At 60.7% G+C, this 18,628-nt stretch carries 15 protein-coding genes and 1 pseudogene; 7 read left to right on the top strand and 9 right to left on the bottom strand.

All coding sequences use genetic code 11. From position 1 onward, the window contains the following. Window positions 1-28: 28 nt before the first annotated feature. The 3 genes from WBR25_RS11165 to WBR25_RS11175 all read left to right on the top strand — a co-directional run bounded on the left by WBR25_RS11165 (window position 29) and on the right by WBR25_RS11175 (window position 3,195). Window positions 29-1,672, top strand: a complete 1,644-nt coding sequence (locus WBR25_RS11165; protein ID WP_429107303.1) for a hypothetical protein — start codon at window positions 29-31, stop codon at window positions 1,670-1,672. A gap of 144 nt (window positions 1,673-1,816) precedes the next feature. Further along, complete coding sequence (locus WBR25_RS11170) at window positions 1,817-2,320, top strand: M48 family metallopeptidase (protein WP_005333421.1); 504 nt, start codon at window positions 1,817-1,819, stop codon at window positions 2,318-2,320. A 65-nt stretch (window positions 2,321-2,385) separates the two neighbouring features. Continuing rightward, window positions 2,386-3,195, top strand: a complete 810-nt coding sequence (locus WBR25_RS11175; protein WP_429107308.1) for a DUF2927 domain-containing protein — start codon at window positions 2,386-2,388, stop codon at window positions 3,193-3,195. Between the two features lie 172 nt (window positions 3,196-3,367). Here the strand turns inward: WBR25_RS11175 and WBR25_RS11180 are convergent, their stop codons facing one another. Both WBR25_RS11180 and WBR25_RS11185 read right to left on the bottom strand, forming a co-directional pair. After that, the gene (locus WBR25_RS11180; RefSeq protein WP_005333426.1) at window positions 3,368-3,619 is read right to left on the bottom strand and encodes a DinI family protein; all 252 of its coding nucleotides are present in this window, start codon (window positions 3,617-3,619) and stop codon (window positions 3,368-3,370) included. A gap of 74 nt (window positions 3,620-3,693) precedes the next feature. After that, window positions 3,694-6,120 (bottom strand): DNA polymerase II, encoded by a 2,427-nt coding sequence (locus WBR25_RS11185; RefSeq protein WP_479747930.1) that lies wholly within the window; start codon window positions 6,118-6,120, stop codon window positions 3,694-3,696. A gap of 166 nt (window positions 6,121-6,286) precedes the next feature. Here WBR25_RS11185 and WBR25_RS11190 point away from each other — a divergent pair, with 166 nt between their 5' ends. The 3 genes from WBR25_RS11190 (at window position 6,287) to WBR25_RS11200 (ending at window position 8,804) form a co-directional block, all read left to right on the top strand. Beyond that, complete coding sequence (locus WBR25_RS11190) at window positions 6,287-6,781, top strand: prolyl-tRNA synthetase associated domain-containing protein (RefSeq protein WP_429107299.1); 495 nt, start codon at window positions 6,287-6,289, stop codon at window positions 6,779-6,781. A gap of 263 nt (window positions 6,782-7,044) precedes the next feature. Then, window positions 7,045-8,283 (top strand): GGDEF domain-containing protein, encoded by a 1,239-nt coding sequence (locus WBR25_RS11195; RefSeq protein ID WP_429107297.1) that lies wholly within the window; start codon window positions 7,045-7,047, stop codon window positions 8,281-8,283. After that, window positions 8,280-8,804, top strand: coding sequence for a GNAT family N-acetyltransferase (locus WBR25_RS11200; RefSeq protein ID WP_479747932.1), 525 nt, complete (start codon window positions 8,280-8,282; stop codon window positions 8,802-8,804). Before WBR25_RS11195 ends, WBR25_RS11200 begins: the two co-directional genes overlap by 4 nt. 60 nt (window positions 8,805-8,864) lie before the next feature. Here the strand turns inward: WBR25_RS11200 and WBR25_RS11205 are convergent, their stop codons facing one another. The 4 genes from WBR25_RS11205 to WBR25_RS11220 all read right to left on the bottom strand — a co-directional run bounded on the left by WBR25_RS11205 (window position 8,865) and on the right by WBR25_RS11220 (window position 13,307). After that, window positions 8,865-9,725: a PA4780 family RIO1-like protein kinase gene (locus WBR25_RS11205; protein ID WP_021231339.1), complete on the bottom strand. Its 861-nt coding sequence runs from the start codon at window positions 9,723-9,725 to the stop codon at window positions 8,865-8,867. Window positions 9,726-9,920: 195 nt separating this feature from the next. Next, a complete protein-coding gene (locus tag WBR25_RS11210) occupies window positions 9,921-10,916 on the bottom strand; it encodes an LpxL/LpxP family acyltransferase (protein ID WP_162515105.1) in 996 nt (331 codons plus the stop codon). Window positions 10,917-11,066: 150 nt separating this feature from the next. Beyond that, window positions 11,067-12,056, bottom strand: a complete 990-nt coding sequence (lpxM, locus tag WBR25_RS11215) for a lauroyl-Kdo(2)-lipid IV(A) myristoyltransferase (protein ID WP_429107293.1) — start codon at window positions 12,054-12,056, stop codon at window positions 11,067-11,069. Window positions 12,057-12,314: 258 nt separating this feature from the next. Further along, on the bottom strand, window positions 12,315-13,307 hold the full coding sequence (locus WBR25_RS11220; RefSeq protein ID WP_005352390.1) for a TDT family transporter: 993 nt from the start codon (window positions 13,305-13,307) through the stop codon (window positions 12,315-12,317). 102 nt (window positions 13,308-13,409) lie between these two features. Between WBR25_RS11220 and WBR25_RS11225 the strand changes: the two are divergent. After that, window positions 13,410-14,313 (top strand): annotated as a pseudogene (locus WBR25_RS11225) (LysR substrate-binding domain-containing protein). A gap of 94 nt (window positions 14,314-14,407) precedes the next feature. On the opposite strand, the gene nfo reads toward WBR25_RS11225, so the two are convergent. The 3 genes from nfo to dnaX all read right to left on the bottom strand — a co-directional run bounded on the left by nfo (window position 14,408) and on the right by dnaX (window position 18,604). Next, window positions 14,408-15,250, bottom strand: coding sequence for a deoxyribonuclease IV (gene nfo, locus WBR25_RS11230; RefSeq protein WP_005333444.1), 843 nt, complete (start codon window positions 15,248-15,250; stop codon window positions 14,408-14,410). Window positions 15,251-15,568: 318 nt separating this feature from the next. After that, the gene (locus WBR25_RS11235) at window positions 15,569-15,898 is read right to left on the bottom strand and encodes a YbaB/EbfC family nucleoid-associated protein (protein WP_005333445.1); all 330 of its coding nucleotides are present in this window, start codon (window positions 15,896-15,898) and stop codon (window positions 15,569-15,571) included. A gap of 114 nt (window positions 15,899-16,012) precedes the next feature. After that, the gene (gene dnaX / locus WBR25_RS11240) at window positions 16,013-18,604 is read right to left on the bottom strand and encodes a DNA polymerase III subunit gamma/tau (RefSeq protein ID WP_429107290.1); all 2,592 of its coding nucleotides are present in this window, start codon (window positions 18,602-18,604) and stop codon (window positions 16,013-16,015) included. Window positions 18,605-18,628: the final 24 nt, after the last annotated feature.

The raw sequence follows: 18,628 nt of genomic DNA on the forward strand, positions 1-18,628 counted from the left end.
AAGACCAGCTGCAGGAACAGGCGACTTCATGAATCACTCCATCCGTTTCACTCCCCCTCGCGTCAACCCGGGTATCAAGCCAACCATTGTGCTGCTGACCGCCCTGCTGGCGCTGCTCTTCTGTCTGCGCAACCCGCTCTTCCACGCCATGGCGCCGGGCTTTGATGCTTCGCTGTTCGCGGTGATGGGCAAGATGTGGAGCGAAGGGGGTGTGCTCTATCGCGACATGATCGATATCAAGGGGCCGATGATCTTCGCCCTCGACGCGCTGGGCTATCGAATGGGTGGTTTTGTCGGGATCTGGGCGCTGGAGTGGGTGCTCTGCTGGCTCGGGCTGCTGGCCAGCTGGCAGGCCTTTGCCCAGCTCGGACTCTCGTTCAAGGCGCGCCTTGGCGCCATGCTGGCGGTGTTGGCTCTCTACGGCACCCGTTACTACTACGGCAACATGACCGAGGACTGGACCTTCCACCTCGCCCTCATCGCCCAGTGGGCCTTCATTACCCTGCTGCTGGACAAGGGATTTCGCTGGTGGCCGGCGCTGGTGGCGGCACTCACCTTCGCCATCGTCGCCTGGATGCGCACCAACAACGGCGCCTTCTGGGGCGCCTGGTATCTGGTACTGTTCTGCCACTGGTGTCTGCATGAGAAGTGGCGTGATGCCATCTTGCTGCTCATCTCCAGCCTGCTGGGACTGGCGCTGATTGGCGGCCCGCTTTACGCCTACTTCCAGCAGCATGATCTGCTGGCGGCCTTCAAATACTACGCCTTCGACATCTTCTTCGAAGGGAGCTACGGCAATGGCTTCTCCCCCATGGTGGGCGCCGTCGGCCTGCTGCGCACCGGCCTTATCATGCTGCTGCCCGCCTTCATCATTCTGATGCTGAGCCGCCGTCAGGAGTGGTATCTGCCCGCCCTGCTGGCGACCCTGTTTGGGGTGCTGTTTACCCTGATCGCCAACTCGGTCTCCGGACATGTGTTCGATCACTACGACGTGCTCTATCTGCAACTGGCAGTGCTGCCGCTGGCGGTATTGCTGGATCGCAGCGAACAACAGGCTGATGCGATCGGCCTGCTCTGCATCTCGCTGGTGGTGCTCACTGCCAGCTGGCTGCTGGCCCAGCAGCTCGCCTTTGGCTGGAGCACCAAGGAGTGGTCCCTCGAGCGGGTCAACGAGGTGCTCGGCACCAGCCTGCTGTGGGCGCTGCCGGTGCTGATCCTCATCCCCCTCTGGCGCGCCTGGGATGTGCGCAGTGCCACCCCCTGGCTGGCGACACTGGCCATGCTGCTGCTGATGATCAATAACGCCTGGGAAGGGACCCTCAAGGGTCGCCCCTTCAATCCGGCGGCGCAGGTACGGGTCGATCGTATCAAGACCGAGACCAACCCAAACGAGAAGATCTGGGTCGATGGCATCCAGCCGCAATATTATCTCTGGACCGATCGCCAACCAGCGTCCGCCTACCTCTTCTTTGCCAACGTCAATCCGCCCTATGACGTGCGCGAGCGGGTGCTGGCCGATATCCAGCGCCAGAATCCGAAGTTCATCATCGCCAAGCCGGATCGGGTGAGCGAGGAGCTGAAAAAGCCGAGCTCCCCTTCCCATCTTGCCTTCTATCAATACCTGACCAGCCACTATGAAGAGGTGGATCCGGGTCTCTATCGCCGACGCTGATCGTCAATACGCCCCGCAGGGCGGCCATTGTTGCAATGGCCGCCCTTTTTATTGCGCCAGAGCCCCTTGCAGCAGCGGCCCGCAGTAGGCAAGCCCGCCCGAGATAACTACAATGACGCTCTTTTTGATGTAACGAGTGACACCATGGCGGAACTGACTTATCTGGGCGGCTATCCCGACCCTCTCAAGGCACAGGTACAGCAGCTGATTGCGGCAGGCAAGCTGGGGGAGATGCTGGCCAAACGCTATCCGGAGAGCCACCAGATCCAGAGTGACAAGGCGCTGCTCGCCTACACCATGGAGCTGAAGAACCGCTACCTCAAGAGCTCGGCCCCCCTGTCAAAGGTGGTGTTCGATGGCAAGATCAACGTGATCAAGGATGCCCTCGGCCTGCACACCTACGTCAGCCGGGTACAGGGCAGCAAGCTCAAGGCCAAGAACGAGATCCGCATCGCCGCCCTGTTCAAGGAGGCACCGCCCCCGTTCCTGAAAATGATCGTGGTGCACGAGCTGGCCCATATCAAAGAGAAGGATCACAACAAGAGTTTCTACCAGCTCTGCCAGCACATGGAGCCCGACTATCATCAACTGGAGTTTGATCTCAGGCTTTGGCTCACCTGGCGTGATATCGACAAGGCCAACCGCTAGGCTGACAACCGTTTCAGGGAGGAAACATGTCATTTGCCGCCACCCGCTTTATTGCCACTTTGGTAATGGCCAGCTTGGGCTGCGCTGCCCGTCCCCGCCGCGCGTCACTTGGGCTGCTGGCCCTGCTGCTTCTGCTCGTGGGCCACAGCGCCCGGGCCGATGAGCGCTGGCAGAGCGACAGCTATCTCACCGAGAGCTTTATGGCCATCGCCATGGAGCGGGAGTATGGCGAAGCCAGGCAGACCCGTTTTGCCCGCTGGCAGCAGCCGATCCGGCTGCAACTTATCAACGAATCGGGTGACAAGCCGCTGCAGGCCGACGTGGTGAAGGTTCAGGCGGCCCATCTGGCTCGCATCACCGGCCATCCCATCAGCATGGTGACCGCAAAGCCCAACCTCACCCTGATCATGACCGACTACAGCAAGATGAAGAGCTGGGCCAACCGCACCATGGGGGGGGATCCATCGGTCAAGATGGCGCTCAAGGAGGGGCTCTGCCTTGCCAACTTCGCAACCAATGCGAAACACGAGATCAGCCGTGCCACCATCATCATTCCGGTAGACTACAGCCGGGCCAAGGGGCGCTTTCTCGACTGCGTGGTGGAGGAGTTCACCCAGGTGATGGGGCTGCCCAACGACTCGGACAAGGTGTTTCCCTCCATCTTCAATGACAACAGCATCGACAGCTTTTTGACCGGGCTGGACTATGTGCTGCTCAAGATGGCCTATCACCCTGCCCTCAAAGCCGGGATGAGCAGTGACGAGATCCGCACCGCACTGCCCATTGCGCTGGCCGACCTGCGCGCCAAAGGGGAGATCCGCGAAGCCAATCGCCGGGTGCAGCAGCAGAGCCTGAAAAGCTGGGCGGGGTTGTAACGGCATGGCTCAACCCAGAGCCAGACAAGCCATCGCGAACTCATCACCAACAAAAACGCAGCCACCTGGCTGCGTTTTTTGTTGTATGGGTATCAGCAGTGCATTAGCGGGCATGCACGTTTATCCACAACCCATTTATCCAACGTCCGAGTTATCCACTGACCGTGCGGGATCAGGAGGCGACGTTCTCTTCCGGCATCCAGCTCTCGGCGTTCTCCCACACCTCCTGCACCATGGCTTCGGCCAGCTCTTTGTCTTCCTTGCTGGCACGGCTGACGGTCAGAGCCATGGCACTGCCTGGCGCGACCCGCACATGGATGTCGGGAAATTTTTCGCCAAGCTGCTTGAGCAGCTCCTGACGTAGCGCCTCCATGGTCGAGGTCGGGATCTGATGTTTTCTGTCGATGATGATTTCAAGACGCATAGGAAACTTCTCCATGATTTATAACTGTATTTTTATCCAGTATTCATGGGAAGTAAAGTGCCAACTTGCACCAATCAGAAAAGATCCAGCTGCTGACCGCAGATCCGGTCGAACGACTCGCCGATAAAGGGCAGGATGGCATCGGCAATGGGCCGCAACTGCTTGTCTATGTAGTGTTCGTAATCGATGGCGCTGCGCCTGTATTCCAGCGGCTCTGGGCCATTGAGGGTCATCAGATAGGCGATGGCGCCCCGATGCTGATAGCGCTGGGGCAGACCGCGGCGCAGGTTCTCCTCATCGGCCAGCCGCGCTGCCCGCACATGGGGCGGCACATTCTTCTGATACTCTTCGAGCTTCTGGCGTAGCCGTTTGCGGTAGATGAGCAGATCGTCGTGACGACCGGCCCGAGTCTCATCCACCATGGTGCGCACATAGCCGCTGGGATCTTCATCGTGAAACACCAGTTCATAGAGGCGGGTCTGAAACTGCTTGGCCAGCATGGTCCAGTCGGTGCGCACCGATTCGAGCCCCTTGAATACCAGCTGTTCACTCCCCTCACTGGCTTTGCCAACCAGCCCCGCATAGCGCTTCTTGCTGCCCTTCTCCAGCCCGCGGATGGTGGGCATCAGAAAGCGGCGATAGTGGGTCTCGTACTGGATCTCCAGATAGCTCGGCAGATCGAACTCGCGCCTGATCAGTGCAGCCCAGTTGTCGTTGATCATTTGCGCCAGTCGCTGGCCAATCTCGTCCGCCTCATCCGGGCTGGTCTCGCGCCCCAGATGGACAAAGGTGGAGTCGGTGTCGCCATAGATCACCTCGAACCCCTTCGCCTCAATCCACTCGCGGGTCTGCTGCATGATGCTGTGGCCACGCAGGGTAATGGACGAGGCTAGGCGCGGATCATAGAAACGGCAGCCCCCTGAACCCAGCACGCCGTAGAAAGAGTTCATGATGATTTTGATGGCCTGGGAGAGCGCCTTGTTGCTGGCCGCCTTGGCTCTGTCCCTCGCCGCCCACAGGGTGGCGATGAGTTCCGGCAAGGAATGCCGCTCGCGGGAGAACATAGCGCCGCGAAAGCCCGGAATGGCGTGCTCGGGATGCTGCAGCCCTTCGATGAGCCCCATGGGGTCGATGCAGAAGGTGCGGATGATGCTGGGATAGAGGCTCTTGAAATCGAGCACCAGCACATGGCGATAGAGACCGGGTTTGGAGTCCATCACATAACCGCCGGGGCTCGCGAGCCCACCGTCGGCCGGCAGATTGGGGGCCACGTAGCCGCCACGATGGAGCCGCGGCAGATAGAGGTTGGTAAAGGCCGCCACCGAGCCCCCTACCCTGTCCAGCTCAAGGCCAGTGAGGGAGGCGCGTTCGATGGCAAACGGGATAAGGTGGCAGTAGTCGAAGATCTCCCACACCAGCTTGCAATCTTCCAGGTTGTAGCGGGCGAGCGCCTCCTTGTCGGAGTGGAACAGCTCGGTGATCTTCTCCCCCCGATTGGCCACGTCCTCGATATCCTTGCCACGGCCAAGCAGTTCGCTCGCCACCGCATCCAGGCTGTAGCTGGCAAACTGCCAGGTGGCGCTTTTCAGGGTATCGATGCCGTCGAGCACCATGCGCCCGGGGATAATAACGTTGCCGGTCTGGGGATCGCCCCGTGACGAGCGCCAGAAACAGAGCTCGCGCCCCCGCCCGAGCCGCAGCCGCCGCTTGTTAAGCTCGGCGCGGCGTAGCAGCAGGCGAAAATCAAAATTAACCACGTTCCAGCCGATGACCAGATCGGGGTCATGCAGGCTGAACCAGCTCTCCAGCGCACTCAGCAGGGCGCTCTCGTCCGCCACCCACTGGACCTCGGTGCCCCAGCTCTCGGCATCCGCTTCCGGGGGGCCGATCATGATGACCCGCGCATCCTGTTCGCTGTAAAGACCGACCGAGAAGAGGGCCCCGTCCATGGCGCACTCCACGTCGAGCGACACCCAGGAGAGGGTTGGCGTCACCGCCTGCGGCGCGCAGCGCGCCTCGTTCACCTCCCAGTATCCCTGCTTGCCCCCCTTTTTTACCGCCCGGCCATCGAAGCGCACACCAGCGGTGATGAAGCGCTCCATCAGGAAGCGCTCCGGCAGCCGGATATCCGCCTCGAAGTGCTCCAGCCCGCGAATGAGCAGCAGCTCGATGGCGCGGTGAAAGGCGCTCAGGGTGGCGAAATAGCAGCCCACCACAGGGCGGCCATCGAAAGTGTGCATCGGCAGGCGGCGAAACCGTCCGCTCACCCCGGCGCCTTTGAACAGATCGGCGGCTTCTGCCATATGGCTCTGCGGCAGGAAGAACACCGGCTCCTGCCCCGGCACCACCAGCCGCACCGGCCCCTGCGCGCTCCAGAGCCACATCACGATTTCGGTGGTTGCAGGCAGCCCGTTGCGGCCGCGCACGTCCCGACCGTGGCGGGTCAGGATAAAACCGTCGAGGGGCGGAGTGGCGGGTACGGTGGGCTGGGTTGCAGTCATGAAGCGTAAAGGGGCTGTCCGAGAATGGGACTATTGTACGTTCATACAGTGCCAGCTCGCAATCATCACGCTGGCTGCGAGGCGGGGGTCAAACTGGTAAGCTCGATCCGGTCGTTATTCGCGCCCATCCCGTTCTGACCACTCTTCGCCGACAAAAGGAGTCTTTGTGGCAATCTATTCCCTGCTGGATCAGCTGGCTATCCCCTACCAGCGCTTTGACCATCCCCCGGTGTTTACCTGTGAGGAGGCGAGCAAGTTGCTGCCCGACCTGCCCGCCGCCAAGACCAAGAACCTCTTTTTGCGCGATCCGAAAAGCGAGCGGCTGTTTCTGGTGGTGAGTCAGGAGGATCACCGGGTCGATCTCAAGGCGCTGGCAGCCATGCTCGGCGTCAAGCGGCTGAGCTTTGGCTCCCCCGAGCGGCTCGATGCGGTGCTCGGCCTTACACCGGGCTCGGTGACCCTGCTCGCCATGGTGCGCGACAGGGAAAAAGCGGTAGAGCTGGTGGTGGACGAGGCCATCTGGCAGGCCGAACAGGTGCAGTGCCATCCGCTGGTCAACACCGCTACCCTGATCATCCGCCTCAACGACGTGCGCCGTCTGCTGACCCATCTGGACAGGGAGGCCATCGTAATGCGCTTGCCTGTTGCAACCTGCGATTAGCACAACGTCTGGCGGTTGGGTTCACCCTGCCGCCAACACAACCACCTTTCACGCAGCGAAATTGACTGACAAGACAATAAAATGGCTCCTTGTACGCTGATAAATCGAGTCAGCAATTGCCATCGTGCAAGAAGTCGGAGGTAAGCATATTCAGCCATTTAACCAATTGATAATAGGTTGGATTCATGTTGTGATCGGCCACTGCCAGCGGGCGATACCCCATCGCCTGTTCGTTCACAGGTGACTTCCCAGAGAGCCCTTTGATGCCAAGTCTGTTTTCCTCGGCCCAGTTGTTGAGTCTGGTGCTGTTCGTCACGCTGTCACATGTGGGGGTCGCCACCATTTTCGCCGCCATGTGGCACACTCATCGCCAGATCAGGGCATTGATCTACTGGTCAGCGGGGGAACTGGTTATCGCTGGGGCTTTTTGCTGCCTGCTGCTGCGCCCCCTCGAGGGAAATGCATCCCTTGCCAATATTCTCTGCACCAACCTGCTGTTGATGTCGACCACCCTGCTCTATGAACGGGGTATGCGCCACTTCTTTCGCCGTGAAGCCGACCAACTGGGCTGGCAGCTGCCCGCCGTTACCCTCGGCGGTTTCGTCCTGTTTGCCCTGACCGCCCTGCAGCAACCCCTCTTTGATGTGCACAGCCGGATCATCGTGCTCTCCGGCGTGCTCTCGCTGCAGATTGCGCTGCTTATCTGGCAGCTCTGGCGCTACCAGCGGCTGGCCCCTGTCTATCGGGTGCTGCGCTTTGCCATTCTGCTGCTCGGCCTGCAACTGCTGTTGCAACTACTGCGGATCGCCAAACACCTCTGGCAGCCGGAGCAGGCGGCCAACTCCTTCACCGATCCGCTGCTCGGACCTGTGATCCTGCTCAGCCTGCTCTTTACCATCGCCCGCAGTTATCTGCTGCTGAGCCTAGTCCACACTCGCCAGCAGCAAGCCTTGCTGGACACCCAGCGCACGCTGGAGCGGCGCGCCAATCAGGATGAGCTGACCGGCCTGTTCAGCCGCCACTATTTCGAACGCCAGGTTGCCCTGCGTGCCCGCGAGATGGCTAGCCCTAGCCAGCTGCTGCTGATCGATCTGGACAACTTCAAACAGATCAATGACCGCCACGGCCACCCCGCCGGTGATGCCATGCTGCGGGCCGTGGGTCAAGTGATCACCAATACCCTGCCTTCTGAGGGCATGGCCGGTCGGCTTGGCGGCGATGAGCTGGCCCTGCTGTTGATGGCGGACCCGCAGACCCTGCCCGACTACTGCCACAGCCTGCAACAGCAGATCGCCGAGGCGACCCGGACGCTGGCCGGTGGCCCCATCAGCCTCAGCATCGGCCTCACCTCGCTACACCCTGACGAGGGGTTTGAAGCGGCCTACCTGCGCGCGGATCGGGCCCTTTACGCCGCCAAACAGGCTGGAAGGCAACGGGCCTGCGTACAGGAGCTCCACCACAACGAGCCGCAACCGCTGCCGCCCTGCGCGCTCCTGTCATGAGCGCAGTGCTCGCTCTGCAGTGCCGACCAGCCAGGCTGGCAGATGCCCCGGCTTACCGGCGCTATGTCACCGAATGCGCCGAGGGCGGACAGCCGCTCTATCAGGTGGCGCAATTTGACCCGGACGGCTGGCTACAGAGCCTGCTGGATCACGCTAAAGGGCGCAACTTGCCCAGTGGATACCTGCCGACCACCACCTATTTTGCCCTCGATGGCGAGGAGATCATCGCCACCCTGCGTCTTCGTCACGGTGACAATAAGGCAACCCGCCAGTGGCTGGGTCATATCGGTTACGAAACTCGCCCCTCTCGCCGTGGCGAAGGGGCCGCGACCGTGCTGCTGCGCTGGGTACAACAACAGGTGCTGGCAGCGCCGGTGCTGATCAGCTGCGGCGAAGATAATCTGGCTTCCCGCAAGGTCATTACAGCAGCCGGTGGCGTGTTGCTGGGGCGGCGCTTCCATCCGGGGGATCGCCACTGGCTGGAGATGTATCAGCTAGCCCCCAGCCCCAGCCGACCATAGCCGCAGCAGCAATAAAAAGAGCGCCCCGAAGGCGCTCTTTTTGCGAACGTGGCAAGACCGTTAGTAGCTGTCTTCCTGCTCCGCCTTCATCCGGGCCTGACGGGCATAGGCCTCCTCCTCGGCGCTCTCAATCTCCTGCAGCACCGAATCGAGATCGATGGCGGCGCGACTCTCTTCAAAGTGACCGGTCAGCTCGCTATCGGGGGTGAGTTTGCCATCTTCAAACAGCGCCCACATCTCCTGGGCATAACGGGTCTTGAGCAGCTCTGGGGCATACATACCGTAGTAGTTGCGCATGTTGTTGACGTCCCGCTCCAGCATCGCCTTGGCCTGGTTGTTGGCGGCGGCATCCACCACCTGGGGCAGGTCGATGATGACCGGGCCCTGTTCATCCACCAGCACATTGAACTCGGAGAGATCCCCGTGGATAAGACCAGCGCAGAGCATCCGCACCACATAGCGGATCACCTTGGCATGGTCGATGACCGCCTGCTCGGGGGTGAGTGCCACATCGTTAAGGCGCGGCGCGACATTGCCATCCTCATCGGTGATAAGTTCCATCAAGAGGACGCCATCGAGGCAAACATAGGGCTGCGGCACCCGCACACCGGCCGCCGCCAGCTTGAACAGGGCGTCGACCTCGGTGTTCTGCCACACCTCTTCATGCTGTTTACGGCCGTACTTGGAGCCCTTCTCCATGGCGCGAGCGCTGCGGCTGTTACGCACCTTGCGCCCCTCCTGATAGACCACAGCCTGCTTGAAGCTGCGCTTGGACGCCTCTTTATAGACTTTGGCGCAACGGATCTCGTCGCCACAGCGCACCACATAGACGTCGGCCTCTTTGCCGCTCATCAACCGGCTGACGACCTCATCGACCAGGCCGTCATCAACCAGAGGTTGGATTCGATTTGGAATTTTCATGGCCGCCCTTTTACCCTATTTCCGCTCTCGAAGATAGCTCCGCGCACGCTCACCTGCCTCTCCCTTTCATAAGACACCCTGTTATCCCCTGTTTGCGCTGTTTTTGTCCACCCGTTCGCCTTAAAAACCACCAGCAGCAGACCAAATACGAAAGGCGCCTGTGCCAACAAAAATGGCCCGCAAGCGGGCCAATTTTCAAGGTTCGGGCGGCAAGCCCTGACGAATGCGCTGGATCCCCGCTTCATAGAGTCCGTCATCCCCCTCCTGATGCTCCAGGGTTTCGAAGATCTTGAGAAACCACATGTACTGCTCGGGATGGCGCGCCACCTGCATCTCCACCACCCGGTTCATGGCATTGACGTCTGCCAGCAGATCGGCGGTGGGATAAGGGTCAAACGGCGGCTCGATCTCCAGCAGATAGCGTCCCTCATCCTCGTCATAGCTGGCGAAGATGGGCACGGCTCTGGCGCCAGTCAGTTTCACCAGCTTGGGCAACGCAGGCAGGGTTGCTTTAGGGCGACCAAAGAAGGGAACAAACACGCTCGCCTCGCGGCCGTGATCCTGATCCGGCAGGTAGAAAAAACTGGCACCGGCGCGGATCGACTTGATCGCCGGCTTGATCCCGGCACTGCGCTCATAGACCTTGCCCCCTTTGGCCCGCTCGCGGTTGATGTACCAGTCGAACACCTCATCTTTCGGGCTCTTCATCATGGTGCACATCTCGATGCCCATCATGGAGAAGTAGCGGCCAATCATGTCGACCGCCCAGGTATGAGGCACCACCAGGATCACCGGGCGGCCCGCAGCCTGCTCCGCTTGCACATGCTCCCAGCCGGTGACCTTGATGCGGCGGGTCAGCCGCGCCTTGCTGCGCCAGCTGAGCTCGCCAAAGCCCATAAAGGTCTTGAGCCCGACCCGGATCGATTTGAGCAGCAGCGCCTGCCGTGCAGCGGCATCCAGCTCGGGAAAGCAGATCTTGAGGTTGGTATCGGCGATATAGGCCTGCTTTTTCGAAAAACGTAGCAGGGTCGGAGAGACCAGATCGGCAAAGCGATCTCTCAGTCTCGCGGGGGTAAATGCCAGCAGGGAAAGCAGGCCCAGCGCACACCAGCTGCCCCACCATTTGGGATGCAGCAGGCGGCTATGAAATGAGGTATCAAATACCGGATCTAACGCAGACATGGCGGCCATCAAGTCATCAAAAACAAACGGTTATTGTAGTTATCCTGACATTTTTTTCTACCCTGGGGAGGCTAGCCATCAGCCTGCAAGGCACTGATCAGACTAGTTATCATAAAAAATGGCCCACCTGGGGCCATTTCAATCAATCCAAATTCTGGGTCAGCCGTGGGGCGACAATCCCTTGCGGATCCGCTGGATCCCCGCCTCGTAAAGGCCATCTAGCCCCTCCTGATCTTCACGGGTATCGAAGATCTTGAGGAACCACATATACTGGCCAGGATGGCGCATCAGCTGCTGTTGCACCATGTCGTTCATCCGACAGGTATCGGCCATCACATCCTCGGTGGGATAGTTGTCGAACGGTGCCTCAATCTCCAGCCGGTAGCAGTGGTTCGCTTCGTCATAGCAGGCGAGCAGCGGCACCGCCTTGGCGCCACTGACCTGCACCAGACGGGGCAAGGCAGGCAGGGTCGCTTTGGGATAGCCAAAGAAGGGGGCGAAGATGCTCTTCTCGCGGCCATGATCCTGATCCGGCAGATAGAAGAAGCTGCGACCGCTCTTGATGGTTCTGATCACCGCCTTGATCCCGGCGCTGCGCTCATAGACGCGGCAACCGTTCTTGGCTCGTGCACGGTTGAGGTGCCAGTCAAACACCGGATTACGCGCCCGTTTCATCATGGTGCACATGGGCACCCCGCGCTGGGTGAAGCAGTAACCGGCGGCATCCACCGGCCAGGTATGGGGCACCACCAGGATCACCGGACGGCCGGCAGCGCGTTCAGCCTCGATATGCTCCCAACCGATCACCTGCATCCGGCTCATCATATAACGCTGACTGCGCATGGTGAACTCGCCAAATCCCAACAGACTCTTGAGGCCGACCCGGATCGAGGTCAGTGCAATGGCATCCCGCTCTTCCGGGCTCTTGTCCGGGAAGCAGATCTCCAGATTGGTTCTGGCGATATAGATCTGTTTTTTCGAGATACGAAACACCAGCGGTGCCAAGGCTTCGGCCAAACGGTCGCGCAATCGCACCGGCACAAAGGCGAGCAGCATCAGCACACCGAGCGCCAGCCAGCTGAACCAGTAGCGGGGATGCAGAAAACGGGCTTCAAAGGAGGAGTCAAATACGGGATCTTGGGACGACATGTATTGGGGTCGAGCGAAAAAGTGGTGCTGTATTGTAGTCGTCCTGACAGGTAATACCAGTTAAATCCATGGCAAATAGCCCGCCACGGGCGCCACATCAAAAAACCATAAAAAAATGCCCCGCACCGCGGGGCATTTTGCTCGTTACACAACCAGGGTGGAGGCTCTTTGTCCATCCATCGTATGACTGGTCGTTTATCCCGTCGCTCTCGGAGCGCACTGCTTATCCATTTCCCGATATCACATCGTCTTCAAGATTTAACGGTGAGCCCCCTGGCGGGCCATGCCGTTATTCATTTCGGTATTACGCTGCGGCAGAAAAAACATCAGGTAACGCAGTGCCACATACCCGACGATCACGGTAGCCACCCCCAGCTCGAAGTGGGCCAGCAGTCTGATCTGCTCGACGTAGTGACTGCCTTGCGCAAACCCTTCAACCAGATGAGCCACTTTGAACAGGGCGGTGGCACCGATCACCAGCGGGAAGGTGAAGGCGGCATAACCGGGCGAGAAAGGCAGACGCAGCAGTTTGATAAAGGCCAGATAGATGATGCCGGTCATCAGGATGGCGATCCCCAACAGCACGGCCACCAGCAGCAGTGACGGCTCCTGGCTGACGGTCAGGTAACCGGCCAGAGAGAGGCTGGCAGGGGCAGCCAGAATGGCGATGGTCGGTTTGGCGGCATCCGGCACTTCATGGCTGAAGATCAGGCGATAGAGCATCAGCGGCAGCATCAGGCCGTAGCAGATGATCCCGAACCAGAGCAGACCGTTGGCCAGCGGGGCAAACTGACCACCCGGGAAGGCGACGTCAGCCACGATGATCCCCACCGGCGGCACGAACCAGCTCGGCACCATGTGGTGGATTTCAAACTCTTTGGCGCGATGCCAGATAAAAGTGGCCAGGAACAGCAGGTGAACAGCTACGGCAAACAGCCAGAGGGCCTCGCCCGCTTGCGGCGCAATCATACCGAGCGCTTTGGAGACCACCATGGTACCCATGGCATAGGTCGGTACCACACTGCCCACCACGGGGTGAGCGAGATCCTGCAACAGCAGGCGGGGGTGAAGCAGAAACTTGAAGGTCAGGATCACCAGCAGCACGGCCGCAATGGCAGCACCCAGCAGTTGCATCCGGCCATCGAAGTGACCGGCATTTTCCCAACACCAACCAAGGCTGGCGATGCCCAGCGCCAGACCCGCCATGGGGGTTGGGGCGGCAGCCAGTGATTTACGGGTTCTTGCGATCATGATGACACCTTTCTATTGATGACTATGGCGATAGGATAATGGCCCCTTATCGTTTACGATATCTAAATGAATTAAATCAATCATTCAGGAAAACCAAACACGATGAAACTGACCCTGCAGCAGCTGAAAGTGTTCGCCACCATTGCCCGCTATGGAAACCTTGGCCTTGCCGCCAACGAGCTCTGCCTGAGCAAGGGGGCTGTCTCCCAGTCGCTGCAGGAGCTGGAGCGCCAGCTCTCCACCCCGCTGTTTGACCGCATTCACCCCAGATTGCAGCTCAACAACGAGGGGCGCCTGCTGCAACCGGCCGCCGAAGAGCTGCTGACCCGGATGCAGGATATCGAGAACCTGTTCAGCCCAGATGCCGAGCCGAGCGGCCAACTGCGCCTTGGTGCCAGTCAGACCATCGGCAACTACCTGCTCCCCACCCTGCTCGCCAGCAGCAAACAGGAGCTGGGACTCCCCCCAAGGTGACCATCAACAACACTCACCTGCTCTGCCATGCGCTGGCCAACTTCGAGCTGGATATGGCACTGATCGAGGGGGAGAACCACCACCCCGACCTGCTCGCCGAACCCTGGCTGCAGGACGAGATGCTGGTGGTGGCCCCACCCGGTCACACGCTTGCCAACAAGAAGGAGCTCTCCCTCTCCCGACTGGGGGCGAAACCTGGGTATTGCGTGAAGCGCAATCGGGCAGCCGCGAGCAATTTATCCAGCAGATCCAGCCCGAGCTGCCCCGCTGGCAACCAGGGCTTGAACTCAACACCCTGGAGGCGGTGATGCTGGCGGTGGAGAAGGGGCTTGGCATCTCCTTTATCTCCCGGCTGGCAGCCTCGGATCGCCTGGCAGATGGGCGGCTGATCGCCCTGCCCCTCTCCCGCCGCTTCCCGCGCCAGCTCTCCCTTATCTGGCACAAGCAGAAGTACCACTCCACCTCCCTGCGCCACTTTATCCACTTCTGCCGGGCTCAGGTGAAGGATGCCGAGGTGAGCCGTGCAGAGTAACGCCCGCTCGGAGCGCCGCTGGCAGACCTGCATGCCTATGGGAAAAAAACAGAGAGGGAGCCACGGCTCCCTCTCTTTGATTCGCTTCTGAGTATCACTTCGCCAGACTGCGCAACCAGCTGATCTCCTCGCCCCAGATGGACTCGTCTATGGTCTCGAGGATCAGCGGAATGCGATCGAAGCGATCATCATTCATGATGTGGTGGAAAACAGCCTCCCCCAGATTGCCCTCCCGCAAGCTGTGGTGGCGATCGACACGGCTACCGAAGGTGCACTTGGCGCCGTTGATATGCATCCCCTTGAGATAGTGAAAACCCACCGTGCGGTCGAACTCGGCAAAGACGGCAGCGCAGCTCTCGGCAGTGCGCAGATCGTAGCCAGCGGCAAAGGCGTGGCAGGTATCGAAACAGATCCCGACGCGGCTCTTGTCCTCCACTCCCTCGATGATGGTGGCGAGGTGCTCAAACGACCAGCCGAGGTTGGTACCTTGGCCGGCGGTATTCTCGATCACCGCCGTCACCCCTTCACTGCGCTCCAGCGCCCAGTTAATGGACTCGCTCACCAACTTGAGGCTGGCCGCCTCAGGGATCTGCTTGAGATGGCTACCGGGATGGAAGTTCAGATAGCAAAGCCCCAGCTGCTCGCAGCGCTTCATCTCGTCGAGAAACGCATCGCGGGATTTGGCCAGACCATCGGGATCCGGGTGGCCCAGATTGATGAGGTAACTGTCGTGGGGCAGGATCTGCTCCGGCAGAAAACCGGCCTTGTCACAGGCCGCCTTGAAGGCGCGGATGGTGGCATCCGACAAGGGTGCCGCCTGCCACTGACGTTGATTCTTGGTAAAGAGGGCAAACGCGTTGGCCCCGATGGCCTGGGCGCGGGCGATGGTATTCTCCACCCCGCCGGCCGCACTGACGTGGGCTCCAATATATTTCATACAATCTCCTCAATACGGCAAGCCGCCATTATGCCGATCCAGCCCGGCCACGCCAAACCGGGATATCCGATAGCGGGTATCGACAAAAAGTGCTGCCTTAGCGAGGTGCTGCGTTTCATGGCGCAATCGGCCTGTGCTGTAGCAACCTCTCCCCAGAAGGGATAAGTAGAACTCGTCCACGCCAGCATGGCGCCCACAAAAAAACGCAGCGTATCGCCTAGGCGATAACGGCTGCGTCTTTGGGTCTCTCGGCCGTCACCCTTGCCGTGGCCCGAATGGCCAGCGACAAGGGAGCAAGAATGCGCGGGGAGAGTCGCCTTAGAACGGCATCTTGAAGCCTGGCGGCAGTTGCATGCCACCGGTCAGCTCGCCCATCTTGGCCTTGTTCTGCTCTTCCACACGACGCACGGCATCGTTGCAAGCGGCGGCAACCAGATCTTCCAGCAGCTCCTTGTCATCTTCCATAAGGGAGGGGTCGATCTCGATGCGACGGACGCTGTGGCTACCGGTCATGGTGACCTTGACCATGCCAGCACCGGCTTCACCGGTCACTTCCATCTGAGCCAGCTGCTCCTGCGCCTTCTGCATACGCTCTTGCATCTGTTGGGCCTGTTTCATCAGGTTCCCCATTCCACCTTTACCAAACATATGTCGTCTCTCGTCTTGAAATCCGGCATCCAGCGCCGGGCTGTGGGCTTGTCTGTCCTAGATGGGGACAGCCAAACTACTTTTCAACCGGAAGCAAGCTCCCGGCCACGGAATTTAGCGGTTGAGGGGCTCGATGCTCTCGTGATGAAGCACGGCACCAAACCGCTGAACTAAAAACTGCACGTTGGGATCCTGCTCCAGATCCCGGGTCACCTGCTCGCGCACCCCGAGATAAAGGCGATGTTCGATCTCGAGGGGGGTCTCCTGGTCAGGCACCACACCAAGCGTCACCTCGACCTGCACCGGTTGACCCAGCGCTGGCCCGATGATCTCGGCCAGATCGGCGCGCGCCTTGTCGCTCACCAGATGGCGCTGCTCGGGCTTGAGGGTTAGCAGTACCTTGTCCCCTTCCCGCGTCATCACCGAGTTGATGGCGAGCTGGCGCAGCCGCCCTCCCACCTGAGTGTGAGCGATCAACTCGGCCCATGGGTCGCCGCAACCATTGAGCAGTGAGGAGGGGATAAGGCGAGTCGCCTCTCCCTCTTGCGGCTCGCTGTCGCTCTCGAGCTCATCCCAATCGATGGTCTCCATCACCGGCTGAGCGGGCTCATCCTGCGTCACAAGGGCAGCAGCCACCGCCGTGGTGGCAACGGGCGGCTGAGTCGCTGGGGTGGGCGTCACCGCAGGCGCCGCAGCGCTGCGTTCACCGGGTCGATAGCTCGGCTGCCCGTCGAGATCCCAAGGTGGCAGATCGGTTGGCTGGGCCGGTGCCGTGACAGGGGCGTGGCTCATCACCTGAGTCTGCTCGGCAAAGCCCTGATTGAGGTACTCTTCGTAATCGCCGTTATCACCCTGCGGCTCGTAACTGTCGTTATAGAGATCCACTGGCGGCAGATCATCATAGTGACCCATCGCCGTCATCCCCTGCCCGGCCGGTTGGCTGATCGGGGCAGGCTGTGGAGCGACGACCGGTGCGGCGGCGGGCGCGACAGGGCGCGCTGGCGTAACCGGCACAGCGCGCGGCGCGGGTACCGCCGGGGCATCCTGACCACGCTGGCGACTGCGCAGCATGTTTCGCTTGCCAAGCAGACTCTGCATGCTCGATACCGCTGACACAGCTTCAGGTGCGCTAACCGGCTCGGTTGTCGGTTCGAGCGCGGGCTCGAAGGGGGCTGTCAGCGGCTCGCCACGGGAATAGTCCATATCGGCTGCGGCAGGCGCTCGATCATCAGCATCAACGGGCTGTGCGGCTGAGTGCACAGACACATCGGGCTGCGCATGTGGCAACGCGGGCTCGGGTTGATACCCCATGCCTGCGGCTTCACGCAGCAACTCATCCTGCTGGCTGAACAGCTCGGCGGCTTGCGCCTCCTCCTCGCTGTCAGCGGGGTTGCCGATGTCATCCACCATCGAAGGCAGGGAGACATCAACCGCGTGCACGGCACTGGTAGCTACAGGGCTGGCAACTGGGCTGGCTAGCGGTGCAGGCACGGCGCCGCTGATCGGTGCCACTGCGGCCGATTCAGCGGCCGGGCGCTTTCCCGGCAAGGAGGCTACCGGAGTGGCATTGCTCGTCATTGACGGGGGCAGCGCAGTGAGGCTGGCCGGATGCAGGGCATCGCGCCTTGGCGAGAAGGCGAGCATCCGCAGGCAGGTCATCTCCAGCGCGGTGCGGCCATCGGGGGCCCAGGGCAGATCTTTACGGCCACCTAGCACAATTTGGTAGCAGAGCTGCACCTCTTCTGGGCTCATCGCCTTGGCCAGTTGCAGCAGGGAATCAGCATCCGCCCCCTGCTCCTGCACACTGGCAGGCAGCAGCTGCGCCATGGCGATACGATGGAGCAAGCCTTCCAGCTCGGCGTGGAGCTGATCAAAATCGGGGCCCAGGGTGGCAATCTCGGTGATCTTGGCCATGGTCGCTGGCGCATCTTGCCGCAAAATGGCTTCCAGCAGCTGGTGCAGATGGCGGTGATCGAGCGTGCCCAGCATCGCCAGCACGCTCTCGAGGCGCACGCTGCCGTTACCGTGGGCCAGCGCCTGATCGGTCAGGCTCAGGGCATCACGCATACTGCCGTCAGCGGCTTTGGCCAAAGCCAGCAGGGCGCGGGGCTCGAAGGGCTGCCCCTCCTGATCCAGCACCCATTCGAGCTGCTTGGCGATCTGGGTCTGATCCAGACTCTTCAGATGAAACTGCAGGCAGCGCGAGAGGATGGTAATGGGCAGCTTCTGCGGATCCGTGGTGGCCAGCAGAAACTTCACATAGGAGGGCGGCTCTTCCAGGGTTTTCAGCAGCGCGTTGAAGCTGTGGCGCGACAACATGTGCACTTCATCGATGAGGTAGACCTTGAAGCGGCCACGGGCCGGGCGGTACTGCACGTTGTCGAGCAGCTCGCGGGTATCTTCCACCTTGGTGCGGGACGCCGCGTCAATCTCCAGCAGGTCGACAAAGTTGCCCTGATCGATCTCGCGGCAGGTATCGCAGACGCCGCACGGGTGGCTGCTGATCCCCTGCTCGCAGTTGAGGCTCTTGGCCAGAATACGGGCGATGGTGGTCTTGCCGACCCCGCGGGTACCGCTCAGCAGATAGGCGTGATGCAGCCGTCCCTGATCCAGGGCGTTGGTCAAGGCGGTCAGCACATGTTGCTGGCCTACCACTTGTTCAAACGTATGGGGGCGCCATTTACGCGCCAGAACCTGATAGCTCATAAATCCATCATGCAGGGAAGACAG

This window comes from Aeromonas sp. MTB (genome assembly GCF_056632455.1).